The organism is Pseudomonas sp. EpS/L25 (genome assembly GCF_001512295.1).
Lineage (GTDB): Bacteria > Pseudomonadota > Gammaproteobacteria > Pseudomonadales > Pseudomonadaceae > Chryseomonas.
In genome coordinates this window covers 561,539-579,985 of sequence record NZ_LNUP01000015.1, presented here as the reverse complement: position 1 = coordinate 579,985, position 18,447 = coordinate 561,539, and the positions used below count along the sequence as shown (strand labels likewise).

The following is an 18,447-nucleotide window of genomic DNA, read 5'->3' as shown; positions in this document are numbered from 1 at the left end:
CTGGAGGGGGAGCCAAACCCAGCGCCTCAGGGCCGCTGCTCGGGCAACATGCGCTCCAGCGTCCCGTCCCGGCGGATCGCCACATGCCAGACCACCGCCGCTACGTGCAGGATCACCAGACCATAGACGGCGAACTGACCCGCCACATGGATGCGATTGGCGAGGATGCCGAGGGCTTCATGACGGGGAAAACCCGGCAGGGAAAACAACCCGAACACCGGCACCGGCTGCCCCTGGCCGGCCATCAGGTAGCCGGTCACCGGCATCAGCAGCAGCACCGCATAGAGCAGGCCGTGGTTGAGGCCGGCCAGCAGCCGCAGCAGGCGGCCATCACGGGGGTTAGCCGGTGGCGCCGGATGTCGCCAGCGCCAGGTCAGGCGGATCAGCACCAGCAGGAACACCGAGATCCCGGTGGATTCGTGCAGCAAGTACCAAAGGGTGCGCACCGGCCCGGGCGGGAAGTTTTCCGCCACCCAGACGAAGGGCAACAGCAGGCACAGCAGGGCGACGGTCAGCCAGTGCAGCGCCTGGGCGCAACCGGTGTAGCGAGCGATGACCATGGCGATGCTCCGCAGCGGACGAACCCTGATAGTGCCCCAGGCGCAGGGGCAAAGCCGCTACACCTGCGGACCGTCCGTCAGAGATGGATAAGCGCGGCCAGCGCCAACAGCAGCGCCGGAATCATCACCACCGTGCCCAGCTTGAGGAATTGCCAGAAGCTCACCGACAGCCCTTCCCGGCGTAGCGCGGCCAGCCACAGCAGGGTCGCCAGGGAGCCGGTGATGGACAGGTTGGGGCCGAGGTCGATGCCGATCAGCACGGCGCCGGCGATCTTTTCCGAGACATGGGCGGCTTGCACCGCCGCCCCGGCCAGTAGCCCGGCCGGCAGGTTGTTGACCAGGTTGCTGCCGAAGGCCACCAGCAGGCCGGCGCCCCAGGCGGCGTGCTCCGGGGTCGCCTGGGCGGCGGCCTGGAGCTGGCCGGCCAGCAGTTTCAGCACCCCCGTCGTCTCCAGCGCCTCTACCAGCACGAACAGCCCGGCCACCAATGGCAAGACGCCCCAGGAGATGTGCTTGAGCAGCTCCAGGCCGCCGCCGCGCTTGCAGGCCACCACCAGGAAGGTGGCGAAGCCGGCGAGAAAGGTCGGCAGGCCCAGCTCCAAGTCCAGCGCCGAGGCGCCGAGCAGCACCAAGATGGTCAGGATCAGACCGCAGCCGGCGATCCGCCCGGTGGTGGGCAGGGCGTCCACCGCGCCCCCCTCCGATAGCCGCTCGGCGCGCAGGACCTTGGCCTGGGTCGCCCAGAGGGCCAGGAAGGTCGCGGCGATGGCCAGGATCGACGGCAGGGTGAACAGCGCCAGCCAGCGGCCCAGCTCCGGCATGTGCTCGGCGAAGACCACCAGATTGGCCGGGTTGGAGATCGGCAGCACGAAGCTCGCCGCGTTGGCGATGAAGGCGCAGGAGAACAGATAGGGCAGCGGATTCTTCACCTGGGCCGCACGGGTGGCGTAGTAGACCGCCGGGGTCAGCACCACCGCGCAGGCGTCGTTGGAGAGAAATACCGTGACCAGGATGCCGACGCCGTAGACCAGGGCGAACAGCCGCAGCGCCGAGCCCTTGGCCGCCCGTACCGCATGACCGGCGACCCAGTCGAACAGCCCCTCCTTCCGCGCGATCTCGGCCAGCAGCATCATGCCGATGAGGAACAGGTAGACGTCGGTGCCCTTGGCGATGCCATGCCAGACACCGTCCAGCGACAGCAGGCCGAACAGGGCCAGCAGCACCGCGCCGGCCACGGCGAACAGCGCCTCGGGCAGGCCGAACGGCCGGGTGACCACCCCGAGGGTGGCCAGGCCGGCGATGATCCAGGTCAGCAGGTGAGGAGAAACTCCGAGAAACCCCATCTAGGACGCGTTCCTTCTAATCGATCCGCGAGACCGGCCGGATGCCGGTCTCACCATTTGCGGCCATTGCGATTGGGCCCCAGCTGGGTGCCCAGCACGCCCTTGGCTGGCCATTCGCCCAGCTGACTGTGATCCGAGCCCCAGTGCTCAGGGGCAGCGAGCGCCGGGCGCTCACCCAGCAGCGTGACCTCGTCGCGGTCCTCCCCACCCTGGACATCCCGAACGCGGACCTGCAGGCACCGAGTGCCTGCGGGCACCGGCCGGTCGCCACGATAGCGACCTTCGCCCAACGGCTGCATCAGCCACCAGGGCCCCTCGTCAGCGCGCCATTCGCAGCTGTCCACCGCTGCCGCGGCCAGCACCAGCGCGCGACAGTCGTCGCCCTCGACCGCACCGGCCGCGTTCAGCCGGACATCGCCGGGCGCGGTAATCTGCACCCAGGGCCCCTCTTCGTGCAACTCGCGAAAGCGCCAACTCACCGCCTGGCCATCGACGGTGACCAGGGCGAAGCCTGCACCGCCTTCCTCGATCTGGCCGGTGGAGCGGCAGGCGGCGTAGAGCGCGCCGCCATCATGAGCCAGCTCGTTGTAGTGCGTGTGGCCGATTTCCACCAGGCGCACCGGACCTTCGTGCAGCAGGCGCGCCACCCGTTCCGCCTCGCCGGGCCCGCGCAGGTCCGCCGGATAGCTGTGCATGAAGACCACGCACTGGCGCTCCTGGCGGGTGGCCGCCAGCAGTTCCCGCTCCAGCCACTGGACCTGCTCGGCACCCAGGCGGAAGTCCGGGCCGCCGCTGCCGGGGCCGCACATGTCGAGGAACAGGCAGCGCAGGCCACCCACGTCTTTGCCGTAGGGCAGCCGCGGCACCTGCAATACGGCATAGAAGGGCCCCAGGTCACCGCCTTCCATGTCGTGATCGCCGGTGATCACCGCTACCGGCAGGGGAAAGTCGGCCAGCGCCTGGCGCAGCAGTCGGTACTGCTCTGGCGTACCGTTGTCGGCGTTGTCGCCGGGCAGGAAGACGAAGTCCAGCTCCTGCCGCTCGCGCAGCCGCTGCAGGATGGTCCGCAGGTCCCGGGCGTTGTCCGCCTCGGCGGTGGTCAGGTGCAGGTCACCGATATGGGCGAAGGCAAGGAAATCGGTCGAGCGTGCCATCTCAGCCCCCCACCACCGAACCGGTCGAGCGCGCCGAACGCCTGCCAAGCTGCTCGTCCCGGGTCTCCGGCATCAGCAGCAGATAGAGCACGAAACCCACCGCGGCGATGGCCGCCAGGGTGGTGAAGGCCGCGCCGTAGCCGAAGCGGACGATGATCACCCCGGCGATGGTGGCGCTGATGGCGGCGCCCAGGCCCTGGGCCGTGGCGATGGCACCCTGGCTGACGTTGAAGCGCCCCGAGCCGCGGGTGAGGTCGGCGACGATCACCGGCATCAGGGCGCCATAGATCCCGGCGCCGACGCCGTCGAGCAGTTGCACCGCCACCAGGTAGTAGGGGCTGTCGGAGAAGGTGTAGAGCACCCCGCGGATCGCCAGCACGGCGAAGGCGAAGAGAAAGATCGGCTTGCGGCCGAAGACGTCGGCCTTGCGCCCCACCAGGATGGCCACCGGCACCATCACGCACTGGGCGGCGACGATGCAGACGGCCACCAGCGAGGTGGCGCTGTCCTTGCCGACGATATGGGTCAGCTGCTGGCCGACCGAGGTCAGCATGGCGGCATTGGCCAGGTGGAAGATGGCGGCCAGCAGCGCCAGCAGTTGCAGCTTGCGATTGGCCAGCAGCGCCTGCCAGGCCGACACCGGCTTGGCATCGCGGGCACCGACTTCGTCACCCAGCCCCTGGGCCAGGTCATCATCGATCTCGTCCTGGGGCACCCGGACGATGGCGACGATGGAGGCCGCGGCCAGCAGCGCCATCAGCCAGAACACCACGGTGGGACCGAAGAAATAGGCCAGGCCACCCGCCAGCGCCGCCGAGACGGCGTTGCCGGCGTGGTTGAAGCCCTCGTTGCGGCCGATGTGCCGGGTGAAGGCCTTGGGCCCGACGATGCCCAGGGTGATGGCCGCCAGCGCCGGGGCGAAGATCGCCGCCGCGGCATGGGCCAGCGACTGGGTGGCGGCCACCACGTAGAAGTTGGAAACGAAAGGCAGCATCAGGCTGCAGACCGTCACCAGCAAGGCGGCGAGGCCGACCATCAGGCGTTTGTGGCGAGTACGGTCGATCAGGGCACCGGCCGGGGTCTGGGCGATCAGGCCGGCGATGCCGGCCAGGGTCATGATGAAACCGGCGGTGGCCTCGTTCCAGCCTTCCCCCGGGCCGCGCACGGCGATCAGGTAGATGGCGAGGTAGGGCCCCAGGCCGTCGCGGACGTCGGCCAGGGTGAAGTTCAGGGCATCCAGGGCATGACGAGCGCGACGCGAGGGTTCGGCGCCGGTCCCGGCGGCCGGGGAACGGGTCTCTGACATGAGCGGGCATCCGTAGCGAGGGTTGGGGGTCGCCCGGGTGATGTCCGCTGGACCTGCACCCTGTGGCACGCCTCGCCCCGGCTCGTCCGCGACGTGCCGCAAGGCCGGTACGTCATGGCAAACCGCCGCTGCCAGGGGAGGTTGCAAAATGTGACAGGAGCGAAGCGGTGCTAGTGCCGTGCCACCCGCAAAGAATCTGTCTGTCACGGCGCTTTCCAGCTTTCGACGCGCCCTGCCCACCCGCCGCCGCCAGGCGCCGCCCGCGTTGCCGCCGTCCGTCGCCTGGCAGCCTCAGAGCCTGTTCAAAATCTAGCGAGCTAGAGCCAAACAAGGCAAAAAAAGGGCTGAGGAAGCGGATCGGACCCGCGCTCGGGTTTACGAGTGGTAAATGAGCATTGCGACGGGGCCGCCCAGGCGGGGCTGGCGACCCAGGGCATTTTCAACGCAGTTTGGCCGACGCGCAGCAGATTTCGACCAGGCTCTCAGGCCACCTGGCGGGCCGGCCCGGCTTCCCTCTGGGCCAGCACCACGGCCATGCCCTCTTCGCTGCGAGGGCGCAGCATCGACAGCAGATTGGCTTCGATGGTGGCGCACAGCTTGTCCATGGTGATCTGGTGCTGACTGTCGGCGAAGGGCGCTTGCAGATCGCTGCCGATGCGCTCCAGGGCTAGCAGCATGAAGCCAACCACGGTGGATACCAGCGGGGTGAACCAACCCAGGGTCGAGACCAGCCCCAGCGGCATGGCGATGCAGAACAGGAAGCTGAACAGCTGCGGAAAGCAGACGTAGGGATAAGGCAAGGGCGTGTTGGCGATGCGCTCCATGCCGCCCTGCCAGTTGGACATGTCCACCAGGGTCTGCTCCAGCCGTGCCAGACGGATGCTATCCAGCCGGCCCTGGCGGTATTCGCTGGCGATCAGCTCGGCGGTACCGGCGAGGATATCGTTGGCGAAGTTGAGGCTGCCCTCGGCCAGCGCCAGTTCGTGGCGGGCCAGATAGGGCGCCGCAGCCGCGGCCGGGTCCTGGCGTTTGAGCTGGGCGCGCAAGGCGTGCAGGTAGCCCATGTGGCGGCGCAGCAGCACCGCCTTGACCCGGTTCTGGGCGTTGCCCGGGTCGTCGATCAGGGTCAGCACCTGGCGACCGAAGCTGCGCGAACTGTTGACCATGGCCCCCCACAGGGTCCGTGCCTCCCACCAGCGACCATAGGCACTGCTGTTGCGAAAGCTGATCAGCACCACCAGCGCCGAGCACAGCAGGGTCAGGGGGGTCAGCGGCAGATCGAAGCGCTCGTCGACGAACAGCATGGCATCCACCGTGACCGCCACGTCCCAGAGGAACAGGCCGAACAGCGACCAGCCGACATAGCTGAAGGTGGTGCGCAGGAACTGCACCTTCTTCTGGATGGAGCGGAGGGAAATCGGACTGGACATCAGGCTCTCCGGACGACGACGCGGACTCTCGATTCGTGGTTGCCCGTGCTGGCCTGCTATCGCACAGCGGGTAGCGACCCGCCGCCGCCCTCCTCCTGAGAATGCAACCTGTTCGCGAGACTAGTCGGCGGTTATTAAGTCAAACTTAATCCAGAGCGACCGACGGATCATGGCAAAGTGCCGGACTAGAGCCTGCCACCGCTGTCCCAAGGCTCTGGACAGGGATTCTGCGCGACGGCGACCGTCGATCGCCCACCAGGCCGCGCTGCCGTGCGTGAAAAGCCGATTCGTGAGGGGTATCCCATTCCGCTTCGGGCTCGTCCACTGGGTGCCAAGTAGCGGCCCGCATACTTTTGGGACGCCCACCGCCCTTGCCGACGGAGGCGCCGTGCCATAATCCGCGCACCTTGGCCGTCCTAGAAGCCCGCATGCCCAGAATCGTCAAAGCGAGCCTCGTCCTGCTCGCGCTCCTGGCCCTCTACAGCCTGCTCGGCTTCGTGGTCGGGCCGCGCCTCGCCCTGCACTACCTCAACCAGACACTGGGCGAACGCCTCACCCAGCCGGCCAGCCTGCAGGCGCTGAGCTTCAATCCCTTCACCCTGGAGCTGCGCGCGGACAAGCTGCTGATCGGTCCGGCGGAGCGTCCCACCGTGGCCGTCGACGGTTTCTACGCCAATCTGCAACTGGATAGCCTCTGGCGGCGCACCCTGCACCTGGCCGACGTCCGTCTCGATCAGCCCCAGGTCGACCTGCGCATCGCCAAGGACGGCCAGGTCAACCTGGCCCAGCTCTGGCGCAGCGAGCCCACCCCGGCCGGCACGCCGACGCCCACCCCGGCCGGCACGCCGACGCCCGCCGCCGAGCCGGAAGGCCAGCCCTTCCCGGTGCACATCGAGCGTATCGCCCTGGTCGGCGGCCGCCTGCACTTCCTCGACGCCCAGGGCGCCCAGCCGGTGGACGTCACCCTCACCCCGCTGGACGCCACCCTGCAGGATTTCCGTACCCGCAGCGGGGATGGCCCCGGCCAGCTGGCCCTGACCGCCACCACCACCCAGGGCGGCCAGCTGACCTGGAAGGGCAGCCTGGACCTCGCCCCGCTGCGCAGCGAGGGCGACCTGGCGCTGCAAAACGTAAGCCTCGCGCCCTGGTGGCCCTATGTGCGCAACCAGCTGCCCCTGGCCCTGGGCAAGGGTCGGCTGGAAGCCAGCAGCCACTACCGGCTGGACCTGGCCAAGGGCCTGCAGCTGCAGCTCAGCCAGGGCCGCCTGGCGCTCGATGACGTCGCCGTGCAGGCGGTGGGCGCCGAGCCCAAGGCCAGCTTCAAGCGCTTTGCCGCCGAAGGCATAGACCTGGATCTGCAAAAGCGCGAAGTCACCATCGCCCGCCTGCAGGGCAACGGCCTCGATGCCTGGGGCAATCGCGAGCAGGACGGCAGCCTGGACTGGCAGAAACTCTTTCCGACCAGCGACGCGCCCAGCAGCGGACCGGCCTGGCGGGTGAAGCTGGCTGACGTCCAGCTCGCCGACAACCAGCTGCACCTGGTGGACCGCGTCCCGCCCGACCCGGCGAGTCTCTATTTCAGCGGCCTGGACGTGGCGGTGAAGGGCTTCGATACGGCGGGCGACAGGCCCTTCGCCCTCGACCTCAAGACCACCCTGGGCGACCGCGGTCGCATCACCGTCGCCGGCCAGCTTGACCTTGCGCCCTTGCAGGGGCAGTTCGACGTCGGCATCGACGAACTCAACCTGCGCCAGGCCCAGCCCTACCTCAATCCCTATGTACGCCTGGAAATCCGCAGCGGCCAGTTGGCCAGCAGGCTGAAGGTCACCCTCGCCCCGGGCGAGCCGCTGGGCCTCAAGGTCGGCGGCACCGCCCAGGTCACCCAGGTGCACGTGCTGGACACCCTGCACCAGCAGGACTTCATGCGCTGGCAACTACTCGACTTGCGGGGCATCGCCTTCGAGCTGGGCAAGCACCTGGTGATCGACAAGGTCGACCTGGAAAAGCCCTATGGCACCCTGGTGATCAACGAGGACCTGAGCAACAACTTCAGCGCGCTGCTGGTCCCCCAGCCGAAAACCGAGTCGAAGGACAGCTCGCCACCGCTGCAAATCCGCATCGGCGGGGTGAGCATCAAGGATGGCAGCGCCGACTTCGCCGACAACAGCCTGAAACCCGGCTTCGCCACCAACATCCAGTCCCTGGAAGGCGGCATCGGCACCCTGGACACCGCCGCCTCCAAACCGGCCGACATCCACCTGGCCGGCAAGGTCGACCGCTTCGCCCCGGTGGAGATCAAGGGCCGCCTCGACCCCCTCGATCCGCTGCAGCAACTGGACGTGACCGCCTACTTCCGCCAGGTCGAACTCACCACCCTGTCGCCCTACACCGGCAAGTTCGCCGGCTATGCGGTGCGCAAGGGGCGACTGGACCTGGACCTGCAGTACCGCATCGACGACGGCAAGCTGCAGGCGCAGAACCACGTGGTGCTCGACCAGCTGGAACTGGGCGAGCGGGTCGACAGCAAGGACGCGGTGGACCTGCCGGTGCGCCTGGCCGTGGCCCTGCTCAAGGACAGCCACGGTCGCATCGACCTGCGCCTGCCGGTGGCGGGCAATCTCGACGACCCCAACTTCAGCGTCATGCCGGTGGTCTGGCAGACCCTGAGGAATCTGCTGACCCGCACCGTCCAGGCGCCCTTCCGCCTGCTGGCGGGGCTCGTCGGCGGCCACGAGGCCAACCTCGACGCCATCGACTTCGCCCCCGGCAGCACCACGCTTTCCGCCCAGGCCCGCGGCGACCTGGACAAGCTGGCCGCGGCGCTGCGCCAGCGCCCGCAACTGGCGGTGGAGGTCAAGGGTCACGCCAGCGCCGCCAGCGACGGCCGCGCCCTGGCCGCCAGCCAACTGGAAAAGGACTTCCAGACCCAGTACTTCAACCTGCTGCAACGGCGCGGCGACAAGGTGCCGGCCGATCCCAGCCAGTTGCAGGTGCCCGCCGACATGCGCGCGCCCCTGCTGGAAGGCCTGTATCGCCTGCGCCTGCAGGCGCAACCGCCACAGGAATGGGATAGTCTGGACGATGCCACCCGCACGGCGCGCCTGCGCCAGGCGGTGCTCGAAGCCTGGAGCGGCAATGATGGTCTCCTGCGCAGCCTGGCCCAGCAGCGCGCGGATGCCATCAAGACCTACCTGGTGGACACGGCGAAACTGGATGCCCAGCGGGTCTACCTGCTGGACGTCAGCACCCAACCCCAATCCGGCGAGTCGCCCACGGCCGCACAGTTGCAGCTCGGCGCGCTCTGACCGGTCAGAACAGGCTCTCAGGAGACCCTCGTCATGCGTTGCCTGCTCGCCGTTTTCACCCTGCTGGTCGCCACCGGTGCCGCCGCCGACTCCATGAGATGCGGCAACGCCCTGGTCAGCCGTGGTGACAGAGCCTTCGAAGTGCTGCAGAAATGCGGCGAACCGGCCCACCGCGACCTGGTGGGCTATGAGCTGGGCCGCAACGAGCGCCGCGAGGCGGTGATCGAAGAGTGGGTGTACGGCCCCTGGAACGGCGCAAACTACATCCTCACCTTCGAAGCCAACCGCCTCACCCGCATCGAGTTCAAGCGCCTATGACCCGTGCCCTGCTCCTGCTCGTTCTCCTCGCCACCGGCACCGCCCAGGCCGCCTCCCTGCGCTGCGGCAGCGCCCTGGTGTCCGACGGCTCCACCACCCACGAGGTGCGTGGCAAATGCGGTGACCCGCTGAGCGTCACCCCGCTGGGCGAGCGCCAGGTGATCGACGGCTATGGCTATCGCCAGGTGGAGTTCGTCGAGGAATGGGCCTACGGCCCCTGGAACGGCATGCTGTATTTCCTCACCTTCCGCGCCGGGCGGCTGGACCAGGTGGATAGCAAGAGGGCCAATTGAGGCGGCTTGCCTTGAGTGGTTTGCGTGGACGAGGCTACGCCGTCGTCCACCCTACAGCCCGTAGCGTGGAAAACCGCGCAGCGTTTTCCACTTTTCCCATGAGGTCGACTTCACCGTAGCCTGCAACCGCCCCCTCTTCTCTCCCTGGGAGAGGGTAGCTACGCCCCTCACTCCTCCCGCAAATGAACGCCCAACCCGGTCCGCCCCGGAGCCAGTTCGGGCCTCAAGGTCAGCGCCGGAATCTCGTAGTCGCCGCCGTTTTGCCGGCGGAACGGCAGCGGGGCGTCGGTCGCCAGCCCATCCAGACGGGCGCCATAGGCCTGGCACAGCCGCTCGAAACCGGCGGCGTCGATCCTGCTGGTGCGATAGACCGGCAAGGGCGGCAGCACGCTGAAGCCGGGATAGAAGAGGATGCCGTGCTGGATCGGAAAGAGAATGTCGTCCAGGCCACCGTTGATACCCCGGTCGCTGTAGTGCGACTCCCAGCCGCCGCAGGTCACCACCAGCATGGCGCGCTTGCCGGCCAGGGTGCCCTCGCCGTAGCGATCGCCCCAGTGATTGTCGCTGTGCTCTCCCACGCCATAGGCGAAGCCGCAGGCGTAGACCCGTTCCACCCAGCCCTTGAGGATGGCTGGCAGGGAGAACCACCACAGCGGGAACTGCAGGATCAGCACATCGGCCCGGAGCAGCTTGGCCTGCTCGGTGGCGATGTCCGCGGGTTGCGTGCCCTGGGCATAGGCGCGCTGGGAATCGACCACCGCATCGAAACGCTCACCCGGCGCCAGGTGCGGCGCATCCGCTGCATCCAGGGTGGCCTTCCAGCCCATGGCGTAGAGATCGGAGAGCTGTACCTCGTGCCCAGCCGCCTGAAGGTGGGCGATGGCGAAATCGCGCAGGGCACCGTTGAGGGAGCGGGGTTCGGGATGGGCGTAGACCAACAGGATCTTCATGACGAGCACCTCGGGAAAAGAGGAGCCCAGGCTAGGGGACGATCACGCTATGCTTAAAATGAATTACCGAAACAGTAGCCATTGCCGTGCACAATAGCTTGAGACGCCTCGACCTCAACCTGCTGGTGACCCTCGACGCCCTGCTGGTGGAGCTCAACGTGACCCGCGCAGCGCGGCGACTCAACCTGGCGCAGCCTACCGTCAGCCTGCAACTCGGCCGGCTGCGCCAATTGCTGGACGACCCCTTGCTGCTGCCCGGACCGCGCGGCATGCGACCCACGGCGCGAGCCAGCGCCCTGCGTGATCCGCTACGCCAGGCCCTGGCCGCGCTGGACGAGGCCCTGGCCCCGGCTGCCCCCTTCGATCCGGCCTGCGCCGAGCGCACCTGGCGCATCGCCGCCAGCGACCACAGCGCCGCGACCCTGCTGACGCCTCTGCTGGCCGACCTGCGCGAACAGGCGCCCGGTATCCGCCTGGCACTGCTAGAGAAGAAGCCGGACCTGCTCGCCGAGCAGCTGGAAGGCGATCACCTCGACCTTGCCCTGGACGTGGCCGATGCCGCCGCGTCCGGTCTGCGTCAGCGGCCGTTGTTCACCGAGCACTATCTGCTGGCCGGGCGGCGCGGCCATCCGGCCCTGGCCGCCCCCTTGTCCCTGGCGACCTTCTGCCAACTGGACCAGGCGCTGGTCTCTCCCACTGGCGGCGGCTTCGCCAGCACCACCGACCGCCTGCTGGCCGAGCGAGGCCTGGCGCGGCGCGTGGTGCTGTCGGTACCGCACTTCAGCACCCTGGCCAGCGCCCTGGTGAGCAGCGACCTGGTCGCCCTGCTGCCGTCGCGGATCGCCCTGGCGCACCCCGGTCTGCAGACCCAGCCGCCGCCCCTCGCCGTACCCGGCTTCGACATGCTGCTGCTCTGGCCGGAACGCCTGCACCGCGACCCGGCCCATGCCTGGCTGCGCGGGTTCATCGTCGCGCGCCTCGTCGGTTGACGAGCCGGGCCTGCAGGCCGGTAGAGCCGAGGCACAGCAGCCGCCTCACCAATCGACGCCGTGCAGGGGCGAGCATTGCCGCTGGCGGAGCGCCACCTGGCCGATGGCCGGGACTGACTGCTGAGCGGCGCGGCACCGACCTGCGCCGACATCACCCCCTGCACCGCCATCGCCTTCTCGAAATTCCCCACCAACCAGACACCACTGGACGAGCGCTTCGAGTACCTGGCGGCCTTCTGGGCGCGCCAGCTTCCGCGCCGCTGACTCCGTTCCAACCGCTGCTCCCCCGGGATGAAGGTCACCCGTAGCGTGGAAAACGGCGCAGCCTTTTCCACTGGACCGATCGCGATCGCCCCCTGTTCCAACCCCCCCCTCTCCCCCTGGGAAAGGGCCGGGGCGAGGGTCGTACACCCCTGACCCGCTAGTGTGGTGTTTCAGAAGTTCGCGCAAGAATTGGCGAGTGATTCTTTTGCTCGGGCTCGGCGTCGCGACGAGCCATGGCAGGGCTATGACGAGGAGTGGCAACGCCGCCCGGGCAAAAAAAGCGCCGCCAAAATTGTGCAGTCAACTTCTGAAACACCACACTAGCCCAGCCGCTCGCGCAACACCGCCAGAGCCACCTCCGGGCCGCCGACGACAAGGGATGTCGACACCGCCAGCATCAGATTCAGCGGCAGGCCGAATTCCTCCAGGGTCCAGCCATCGCGGTCCAGCAGGCCGGTGCCGAGCCACTCGGGATGGCGGGCACGGATGCGCTCGGCAAGGCTGCCCTGCTCCGGCACGTAGCCCACCACCGGCTTGCCCAGCGCCACGGCGTAGCCCACTTCGAAACAGGTACCGCTGTCGGGCTCGGCGCCACGGAAGAAGTCCAGATTGGCCAGCACGCCATCGGCCTGCTCGATCAACGCGACATTGGCGCGATAGATCCAGGCGGCCTGCGCGCGCGGCTCAGTCAGTTCGACGGGAATGGCATTGTCCAGGGGAAACAGGCCTTCGCAGCCCTGCCCGGCGCAGAGCGCCTTGAGCGCGTCGCCTTGGGCGATGGCATCGGGACGGAAGACATCGGGACCGGCGAGATAGATACGGGGCGGCATGGGCTGACCTCGGCAAAGCGGTCAGTCTAGACGGCTGACAGCTCCTCGTCTGCCCTGGCCCGGGGCGGCCCCGGACCAGAGCGGCCCGTACCTTTCACACCACGCCGATGACCGTTGGCGCCATAACCAACAGGTGACGCCCTGGTCGTATACCTTTTGAAAGGTAAGGGCTTTAACATCGCCGCCACTTGAAGAGCCTGGATCCCCCCGCTATCCGGAGTTGGGCTCGCTTCTTGGGCATGCTCACTCTGGTGTCGCTCGATGTCTGGCCGTTTCCGCCTTACCGCTCACCTCAACCGGCTGATCAACGGGCTGTTGGTGGTGGCTGCGCTCGCCACCGGCTGTGGCATGGCGCTGATCGTGCGTCAGGCCCACGAGGTGTCCGCCAGTCTGCAACTCACCCTGGCGCAGTTGCCGGTCTACAGTCAGGCCCTGCGCCTGGTGGAGGCCATTTCCGCCGAACGCGGCCCGACCAACGCCATGCTGGGCGAGCGCGACGGCGATCCCCAGGCGCTGGCCCGTGCCCGCGCCCTGAGCGATGAACGCTTCGCCCAACTGCGGCAGGCCGTGCAAGGCTGCCCGGAATGCAGCGTGACCGCCGAACAGGTAGCGACTGGCTACGACAGCCTGCGACAGGCCCGCGCCCTGGCGGACCAGCGTCTGAACCTGCCCGCCGGCGATCCCGCACGCCCCACCGTCGGCCAGGTGGTCAACGCCATGTTCCAGGCGTCCGACGCCAACTTCCGCGCCGCCGACTTCACCTTGCAGGATCTGGCCGTGCGGACCCCCGGCATCGCCGCCTGCCTGGTCAACACCAAGCTGGCGTCACGCCTGCGCGACACGGCCGGGCGCCTGGGCTCGCTGCTGACCCCGGCGCTGCAAGCGGCGCGCGCGCCCACGGCGGACGAGCGCGAGCTATTGCAGCAGACCCAGGGGCGCCTCAACCAGCTGGTGGATCTGTTACGCGGCAATCTCGAAGGCGCGGCGGCCAATGCCGAGCGCGAGCGCTTCCAGCAGTTGCGTGAGCGCTACCTGGGCCAGGGCCTGGAGTACTACCAGCAGACCCTGACGGCCCTGCTCGCCGGCCAGCCGTCCAGCGCTGCCGCCTTCGCCCGCGGCTACGTGCCCACCATGGCCAGCATCCTGGACCTGCGCGATACCGCCCTGAGTCTCGCCGAGCGCGAGGCCGCGCGCCTGGCTCGGGAAGCCCACCTGCGCCTGCTGCTGACCATCGCCGCGGCCCTCGGCATCCTGCTGGCGCTGGGCACCGGCCTGCTGCTGCTCAAGCGCCGCCTGCTGTCGCCGCTGCTGGCCAATACCCAACGGCTGCTCACCCTGACCCGGCGGCATAGGCCGGCCAGTGACGTCGCCGACGACGAGGACGATCCGCGCACCCTGTTCGCCGCCTTCGAGCAACTGGAACGCGAACTGCAGCAGGCCGATCTGCTGCGTCAGGAGCGCGACGCCCTGATCGCCGAACTCGGCGTCCGGGCGGAGACCGACTACCTCACCGGCCTAGCCAATCGCCGCGCCTTCGAACGCCAGCTGGCGCAAGGGGTAGCCCGGACACCGCATTATCTGGCGGTGATCGCCTTCGACATCGATCACTTCAAGCGGATCAACGATACCTACGGCCATCCCGCCGGCGATCTTCTGCTGCGGCACCTGGCGCAACGCTGCAGTACCCTGCTGCGCGAGGGCGATCGCCTGGCCCGCATCGGCGGCGAGGAATTCGCCGTGCTGGGCGACGTCGAGCAGCCGGAGGATGCCCTGGCGCTCGCCGAGCGCTTGCGCCAGGGCATCGCCGACACCCCCTTCGCCGTCGGTCCGACCGAAGCCCTGCCGGTCACCGCCAGCTTCGGCGTGGTCGTGACGGCGCAACGGCAGGAAGGCGCGCCGCTACGGCTGCTGGCCCAGGCCGATGCTGCCCTCTATCGCGCCAAGCACCGCGGACGCAATTGCAGCGAGGTTGCCGAAGTCGGCTAGACCAGCGCGGGCTCGGATAGCGTCTTGGCCTCGCTCAGCAGGCGTCGGGCCGTCTCGCCGACCCGGCGCACCCCCTCCTCCACCCCGGCCCGGTGGGCCTGGGCATAGTTCAGGCGCACGCAGTTGCGGTACTTGCCAGAGGCGGAAAAGATGCTGCCACAGGCGATCTGCACGCTCTGCGCCAGCAACTCGCGATCGAGCCGGTGGCTATCGCAGCCCTCGGGCAACTCCACCCAGAGCAGGAAGCTGCCCTGGGGCTGGCTGACCCGGGTGCCGGCGGGAAAGTAGCGCTGTACCCAGGTGCTCATCAGGTCGCGATTGCGCTGGTACTGGGCGCGCATGCGCCGTACGTGGACGGTGTAGTGGCCGGCGGCGATGAACTCGGCGATGGCCAGCTGTGGCTGGGGGGCGGTGCAGCCGGTACCGATGTACTTGAGGTGCAGGATGCGCTCGCCGTAGCGACCGGGCGCGACCCAGCCGACCCTCAGGCCGGGTGCCAGGGTCTTGGAGAAGGAACTGCAGAGGATCACCCGGTCGTCTTCGTCGAAGGCCTTGAGCGACCGACCCCGGGGATAGCCGTAGAGCAGGTCGCCGTAGACGTCGTCCTCGATCACCGCCAGGTCATGCTTGCGCGCCAGGGCCACCAGTTGGCGCTTGTTCGCTTCGGGCATGCAGTAGCCCAGCGGGTTGTTGCAGCTGGGAGTGAGCTGGATGGCCCGCACCGGCCACTGTTCCAGGGCCAGTTCCAGCGCCGGCAGGCTGATGCCGGTGCGCGGATCGGTGGGGATCTCCAGTGCCTTGAGGCCCTGCCCCTTGAGGGTCTGCATCACGCCGTGGAAGGTCGGCGAATCCACCGCCACGATGTCGCCCTCCTGGCAGGTGGCGCGCAGGGCGACGGCCAGGGCTTCGTGGGCACCGCTGGTGATGACGATGTCGTCGGCCGTGAGCACGCAGCCGGCATCCAGCTGCAGCCGTGCCACCTGTTCGCGCAGGGCGGCCACGCCCTGGATGCTGTCGTAGGACAGCCCGGCATTGCCCGGTCGCCGCGCCAGTCGCGCCATGCCGGCCAGGAGCGGGGCCAGGGTCGGCGCCTCGGTATCCGGCAGTCCCCGGCCGAGCTGGATCCGCACCGAATCGGGCGTACTGGTCATCAACTCGCGCACCGGTTCCCAGCCGGACACCTCCACCGGCCATTGTGCCGGGCGAGTCACCTGGGGCAATTCGATCACCCGCCGTTCGAGACGGACGAAATAGCCGGACTTGGGTCGCGGCTCCACCAGCCCGCGGTCTTCCAGCAGGCGATAGGCCTGCTGCACCGTGGCCAGGCTGACCCCGTGCTCCTGGGCGAGGGCCCGTACCGACGGCAGGCGTTCGCCCGGTCGATAGAGGCCCTGTTCGATACGACGGCCGAGCGCATCGGCCAACAGCTGATAACGGTTCATGCCCGGACTATAGCGGGGCGGATGGCCGGTGCGCGCCATACAGATACCTACGCGGGACACCATACAGCTCCCCGCTGTATAGCGACTGTATGGCGGACAACCCGCCGGCCTGGGTCTGCCCGTACAGCGTCCGGCGGCGGAGCATGGAGATAGACAGGAGAGACGCCATGCCCAGACCCGCTAGCCTTCATGACCAAACCCGTGCCGCCGGTTGCTGGCTGTTGTTCCGGCGCCAACTGACCACCCGCCGTCCCTTGCTGGAGCTCACGGAGCAGGAACTGGCCGATATCGGCCTGGATCGGATGACGGCCTGGCACGAGGCTCGACGTCCCTGGTGGCGAATACTGATCGATGCCTGGCGTCAGTCTGGCAGGCGTGACAGCCGCGCGCCCCAGTCGGCTACCGGTGCCGGCAGCTCGGGATGCCATAGCCTGCGCCAGACCACCGCCAGCTGTTCGCGACCGCCGCGCTCGCGGGGCCAGAGCGAAGGCTCGGCGACCAGTCGCCAGCCCGTGGCGTCGCGCTGAGCCAGCACGAAGCGAAAGGTGTGATAGCCCGTGGCGCCCAGGCGTAGGTCGGTCACCACCAGGTCGTCACCCAGCCGGTCGTAGCGCAGCCAGTCATCGGTGAACCAGCGCAGCCGTCGCTCGGCCGGTGCATCGGCGAGGATCGGCGCCAGTTCGCCACCGCGCGGCAAGGGCACCAGTTGTGGCGGACGATCGTCGAACAGCCCGACCCAGGTCTCCCGGTAGCGCTCCGGTCCATCGTCCACCATCACCCGCCAGAGCAGGCTGGTGAAGGGCAGGGGCGCGCTGAATAGCCGGGCATCCGCCTGTCCCTGGGCGGCCAGCACCTCGCGTACCTGGCGCTCGGCCACTTGCTTGGCCACCAGGGTCCAGCCCAGGTAGGCCGTGGAGATCACCAGGGCAACCACCGACAGGCGTGGGCTTCTGCCCTGCGGACCCATTACCAGCCCGGCGAGTACCGCCAGTAACAAGGGCAGGGTATAGAGCGGATCGATGATGAAGATGCTGGACCAGGCCACCGGGGTGGTCGGCATGGGCCAGAACAGTTGGGTGCCGTAGGTGGTGAAGGCATCCAGCAAGGGATGGGTGATGAGCACCAGCCAGAGCGTCAGGAACAGTCGTCGTCGACTGTAGCCCGGATCGCGCCAACGTCCGCAGAGCCAGGTCAGCGCCAGAGCCAACCCGGTCAGCACGAACAGCGAGTGGCTGAAGCCGCGGTGGTAGGTCATCTCGCTGACCGCATCGCCATAGTCGATGACCACGTCGAGATCGGGCAGGGTGGCCAGGGCGGCGCCGTAGAGGATGGCGCGACGACCCTGCCAGCGGCCGAGCAAGGCGGTCTGGAGGGTAGCACCGAGCACGGCCTGGGTCAGCGAATCCACCGGTCAGCGGCCTCGGGCGAAATCGAGCATCAGCCGCGCCAGGGCCTGGGGCGTCTGCAGCGGCATGAGGTGGCCGGCGCCGGGGATGACCTCTAGACGGCTGTTGGGGAAGGCGGCCAGGGTGGTACGGCGCTGCTCGTCCGGACCCGGTACCTGCTGATCATCGGCGCCGCAGACCAGCAGCACCGGATAATCCAGGGTCTCGATCCGGTCGCTCCAGTCCTCGCGACTGCCGTGATCGACCCAGGCGCGCCAGGCAGCGAGATTCAGCCGCTGGGCATCGGCGATCACCACCTCACGGATGGCATCCGGCAGGCGATGAGCGCTGGATTCGTCGACGAAGGCCTCGGCCTCCGCCCGGCTCTTGTCGTAGGCGCGCTGGGCGTCGCGATCGGCCTCGCTCATGGGTTGCGGCCCGGGCGGCGACGGCGCCACCAGGATCAGCCCGACCAGGTACTCCGGCCGTCGCGCCGCCAGCACCACGGCGACCTTGCCGGTCATCGAATGGCCGACCAGGATGCAACGTTCCAGACCCAGGGCGCGGATGCTGGCATCCACCCGATCGGCCATCTCGGCCACGCTGTAGCCCTGGACATCGGCTGCATCGCCGAACCCCGGGGTATTCAGCGCCACGCAACGGTGCTCGCCATCCAGGTAGGGCACGGTAGGAAACCAGGTACGGTGGGAGCCGCCAAGGAAGTGCATGAGCACGAAGGTGGGCGAACCGCTGCCCTGTTGGCTGTGGGGGAGCATCGGGAGTCCTCGGTGCGGAGCTGAAGGCGTACTAGTCAGATGGAGAGGTGGTCATCGCGCTAAGTTCCGCTTCGGTGAGCCTGCGCAACCCGCCCCGAGCGCGCAGGTCTCATCTG

General features: G+C 68.4%; 15 protein-coding genes and 1 pseudogene. 6 read left to right on the top strand and 10 right to left on the bottom strand.

The window, feature by feature from the left end; translation table 11 throughout:
- Nucleotides 1-26: 26 nt before the first annotated feature.
- From AR540_RS19205 to AR540_RS19185, 5 genes are all read right to left on the bottom strand, one after another.
- A complete protein-coding gene (locus AR540_RS19205; protein ID WP_059231055.1) occupies nt 27-560 on the bottom strand; it encodes a cytochrome b in 534 nt (177 codons plus the stop codon).
- A gap of 77 nt (nt 561-637) precedes the next feature.
- On the bottom strand, nt 638-1,903 hold the full coding sequence (locus tag AR540_RS19200; protein ID WP_059231054.1) for an arsenic transporter: 1,266 nt from the start codon (nt 1,901-1,903) through the stop codon (nt 638-640).
- Nucleotides 1,904-1,953: 50 nt separating this feature from the next.
- On the bottom strand, nt 1,954-3,057 hold the full coding sequence (locus tag AR540_RS19195) for a metallophosphoesterase family protein (protein ID WP_059231052.1): 1,104 nt from the start codon (nt 3,055-3,057) through the stop codon (nt 1,954-1,956).
- A 1-nt stretch (nt 3,058) separates the two neighbouring features.
- Entirely contained in the window at nt 3,059-4,363 is a 1,305-nt protein-coding gene (locus AR540_RS19190; protein WP_059231051.1) for an MFS transporter, read from the bottom strand.
- A gap of 482 nt (nt 4,364-4,845) precedes the next feature.
- Nucleotides 4,846-5,793: a bestrophin family protein gene (locus AR540_RS19185; protein WP_059231050.1), complete on the bottom strand. Its 948-nt coding sequence runs from the start codon at nt 5,791-5,793 to the stop codon at nt 4,846-4,848.
- A 428-nt stretch (nt 5,794-6,221) separates the two neighbouring features.
- Here AR540_RS19185 and AR540_RS19180 point away from each other — a divergent pair, with 428 nt between their 5' ends.
- The 3 genes from AR540_RS19180 to AR540_RS19170 are packed head-to-tail and all read left to right on the top strand — an operon-like array spanning nt 6,222 to nt 9,709.
- Nucleotides 6,222-9,098, top strand: coding sequence for a DUF748 domain-containing protein (locus AR540_RS19180; RefSeq protein WP_059231048.1), 2,877 nt, complete (start codon nt 6,222-6,224; stop codon nt 9,096-9,098).
- A gap of 33 nt (nt 9,099-9,131) precedes the next feature.
- Complete coding sequence (locus tag AR540_RS19175) at nt 9,132-9,416, top strand: DUF2845 domain-containing protein (protein ID WP_059231045.1); 285 nt, start codon at nt 9,132-9,134, stop codon at nt 9,414-9,416.
- Nucleotides 9,413-9,709 carry a DUF2845 domain-containing protein gene (locus AR540_RS19170; protein WP_059231043.1) on the top strand — a complete coding sequence of 99 codons (297 nt, stop codon included), beginning with the start codon at nt 9,413-9,415 and terminating at the stop codon, nt 9,707-9,709. The genes AR540_RS19175 and AR540_RS19170 overlap by 4 nt, the downstream gene beginning before the upstream one ends.
- Before the next feature lie 167 nt (nt 9,710-9,876).
- Here the strand turns inward: AR540_RS19170 and AR540_RS19165 are convergent, their stop codons facing one another.
- Nucleotides 9,877-10,659 (bottom strand): NAD(P)H-dependent oxidoreductase, encoded by a 783-nt coding sequence (locus tag AR540_RS19165; protein WP_059231040.1) that lies wholly within the window; start codon nt 10,657-10,659, stop codon nt 9,877-9,879.
- A gap of 86 nt (nt 10,660-10,745) precedes the next feature.
- On the opposite strand from AR540_RS19165, the gene AR540_RS19160 reads away from it, so the two are divergent.
- A complete protein-coding gene (locus tag AR540_RS19160) occupies nt 10,746-11,648 on the top strand; it encodes a LysR family transcriptional regulator (protein WP_059231039.1) in 903 nt (300 codons plus the stop codon).
- 81 nt (nt 11,649-11,729) lie between these two features.
- Nucleotides 11,730-11,894 (top strand): annotated as a pseudogene (locus AR540_RS26130) (glutathione S-transferase); the annotation flags it as partial.
- A gap of 338 nt (nt 11,895-12,232) precedes the next feature.
- Here AR540_RS26130 and AR540_RS19155 read toward each other — a convergent pair.
- Nucleotides 12,233-12,742: a nucleoside 2-deoxyribosyltransferase gene (locus tag AR540_RS19155; RefSeq protein ID WP_059231037.1), complete on the bottom strand. Its 510-nt coding sequence runs from the start codon at nt 12,740-12,742 to the stop codon at nt 12,233-12,235.
- Between the two features lie 261 nt (nt 12,743-13,003).
- Between AR540_RS19155 and AR540_RS19150 the strand changes: the two genes are divergently transcribed.
- Nucleotides 13,004-14,728, top strand: a complete 1,725-nt coding sequence (locus AR540_RS19150; RefSeq protein ID WP_059231036.1) for a GGDEF domain-containing protein — start codon at nt 13,004-13,006, stop codon at nt 14,726-14,728.
- Here AR540_RS19150 and AR540_RS19145 read toward each other — a convergent pair.
- The 3 genes from AR540_RS19145 to AR540_RS19135 form a co-directional block, all read right to left on the bottom strand.
- On the bottom strand, nt 14,725-16,170 hold the full coding sequence (locus tag AR540_RS19145) for an aminotransferase-like domain-containing protein (RefSeq protein ID WP_059231602.1): 1,446 nt from the start codon (nt 16,168-16,170) through the stop codon (nt 14,725-14,727). The genes AR540_RS19150 and AR540_RS19145 overlap by 4 nt on opposite strands.
- 361 nt (nt 16,171-16,531) lie before the next feature.
- On the bottom strand, nt 16,532-17,578 hold the full coding sequence (locus tag AR540_RS19140; protein ID WP_059231034.1) for a metal-dependent hydrolase: 1,047 nt from the start codon (nt 17,576-17,578) through the stop codon (nt 16,532-16,534).
- 3 nt (nt 17,579-17,581) lie between these two features.
- Nucleotides 17,582-18,331, bottom strand: coding sequence for an alpha/beta fold hydrolase (locus AR540_RS19135; RefSeq protein WP_059231032.1), 750 nt, complete (start codon nt 18,329-18,331; stop codon nt 17,582-17,584).
- Nucleotides 18,332-18,447 lie beyond the last annotated feature (116 nt).

What these genes read in the sequence shown, in the direction of transcription:
- AR540_RS19180 (WP_059231048.1), top strand. Translation starts at nt 6,222, where the DNA reads ATGCCCAGAATCGTCAAAGCGAGCCTCGTCCTGCTCGCGCTCCTGGCC.
- AR540_RS19150 (WP_059231036.1), top strand. Translation starts at nt 13,004, where the DNA reads ATGTCTGGCCGTTTCCGCCTTACCGCTCACCTCAACCGGCTGATCAAC.
- AR540_RS19190 (WP_059231051.1), bottom strand. Translation starts at nt 4,363, where the DNA reads ATGTCAGAGACCCGTTCCCCGGCCGCCGGGACCGGCGCCGAACCCTCG.
- AR540_RS19135 (WP_059231032.1), bottom strand. Translation starts at nt 18,331, where the DNA reads ATGCTCCCCCACAGCCAACAGGGCAGCGGTTCGCCCACCTTCGTGCTC.
- AR540_RS19195 (WP_059231052.1), bottom strand. Translation starts at nt 3,057, where the DNA reads ATGGCACGCTCGACCGATTTCCTTGCCTTCGCCCATATCGGTGACCTG.
- AR540_RS19155 (WP_059231037.1), bottom strand. Translation starts at nt 12,742, where the DNA reads ATGCCGCCCCGTATCTATCTCGCCGGTCCCGATGTCTTCCGTCCCGAT.
- AR540_RS19170 (WP_059231043.1), top strand. Translation starts at nt 9,413, where the DNA reads ATGACCCGTGCCCTGCTCCTGCTCGTTCTCCTCGCCACCGGCACCGCC.
- AR540_RS19165 (WP_059231040.1), bottom strand. Translation starts at nt 10,659, where the DNA reads ATGAAGATCCTGTTGGTCTACGCCCATCCCGAACCCCGCTCCCTCAAC.
- AR540_RS19185 (WP_059231050.1), bottom strand. Translation starts at nt 5,793, where the DNA reads ATGTCCAGTCCGATTTCCCTCCGCTCCATCCAGAAGAAGGTGCAGTTC.
- AR540_RS19205 (WP_059231055.1), bottom strand. Translation starts at nt 560, where the DNA reads ATGGTCATCGCTCGCTACACCGGTTGCGCCCAGGCGCTGCACTGGCTG.
- AR540_RS19175 (WP_059231045.1), top strand. Translation starts at nt 9,132, where the DNA reads ATGCGTTGCCTGCTCGCCGTTTTCACCCTGCTGGTCGCCACCGGTGCC.
- AR540_RS19145 (WP_059231602.1), bottom strand. Translation starts at nt 16,170, where the DNA reads ATGAACCGTTATCAGCTGTTGGCCGATGCGCTCGGCCGTCGTATCGAA.
- AR540_RS19200 (WP_059231054.1), bottom strand. Translation starts at nt 1,903, where the DNA reads ATGGGGTTTCTCGGAGTTTCTCCTCACCTGCTGACCTGGATCATCGCC.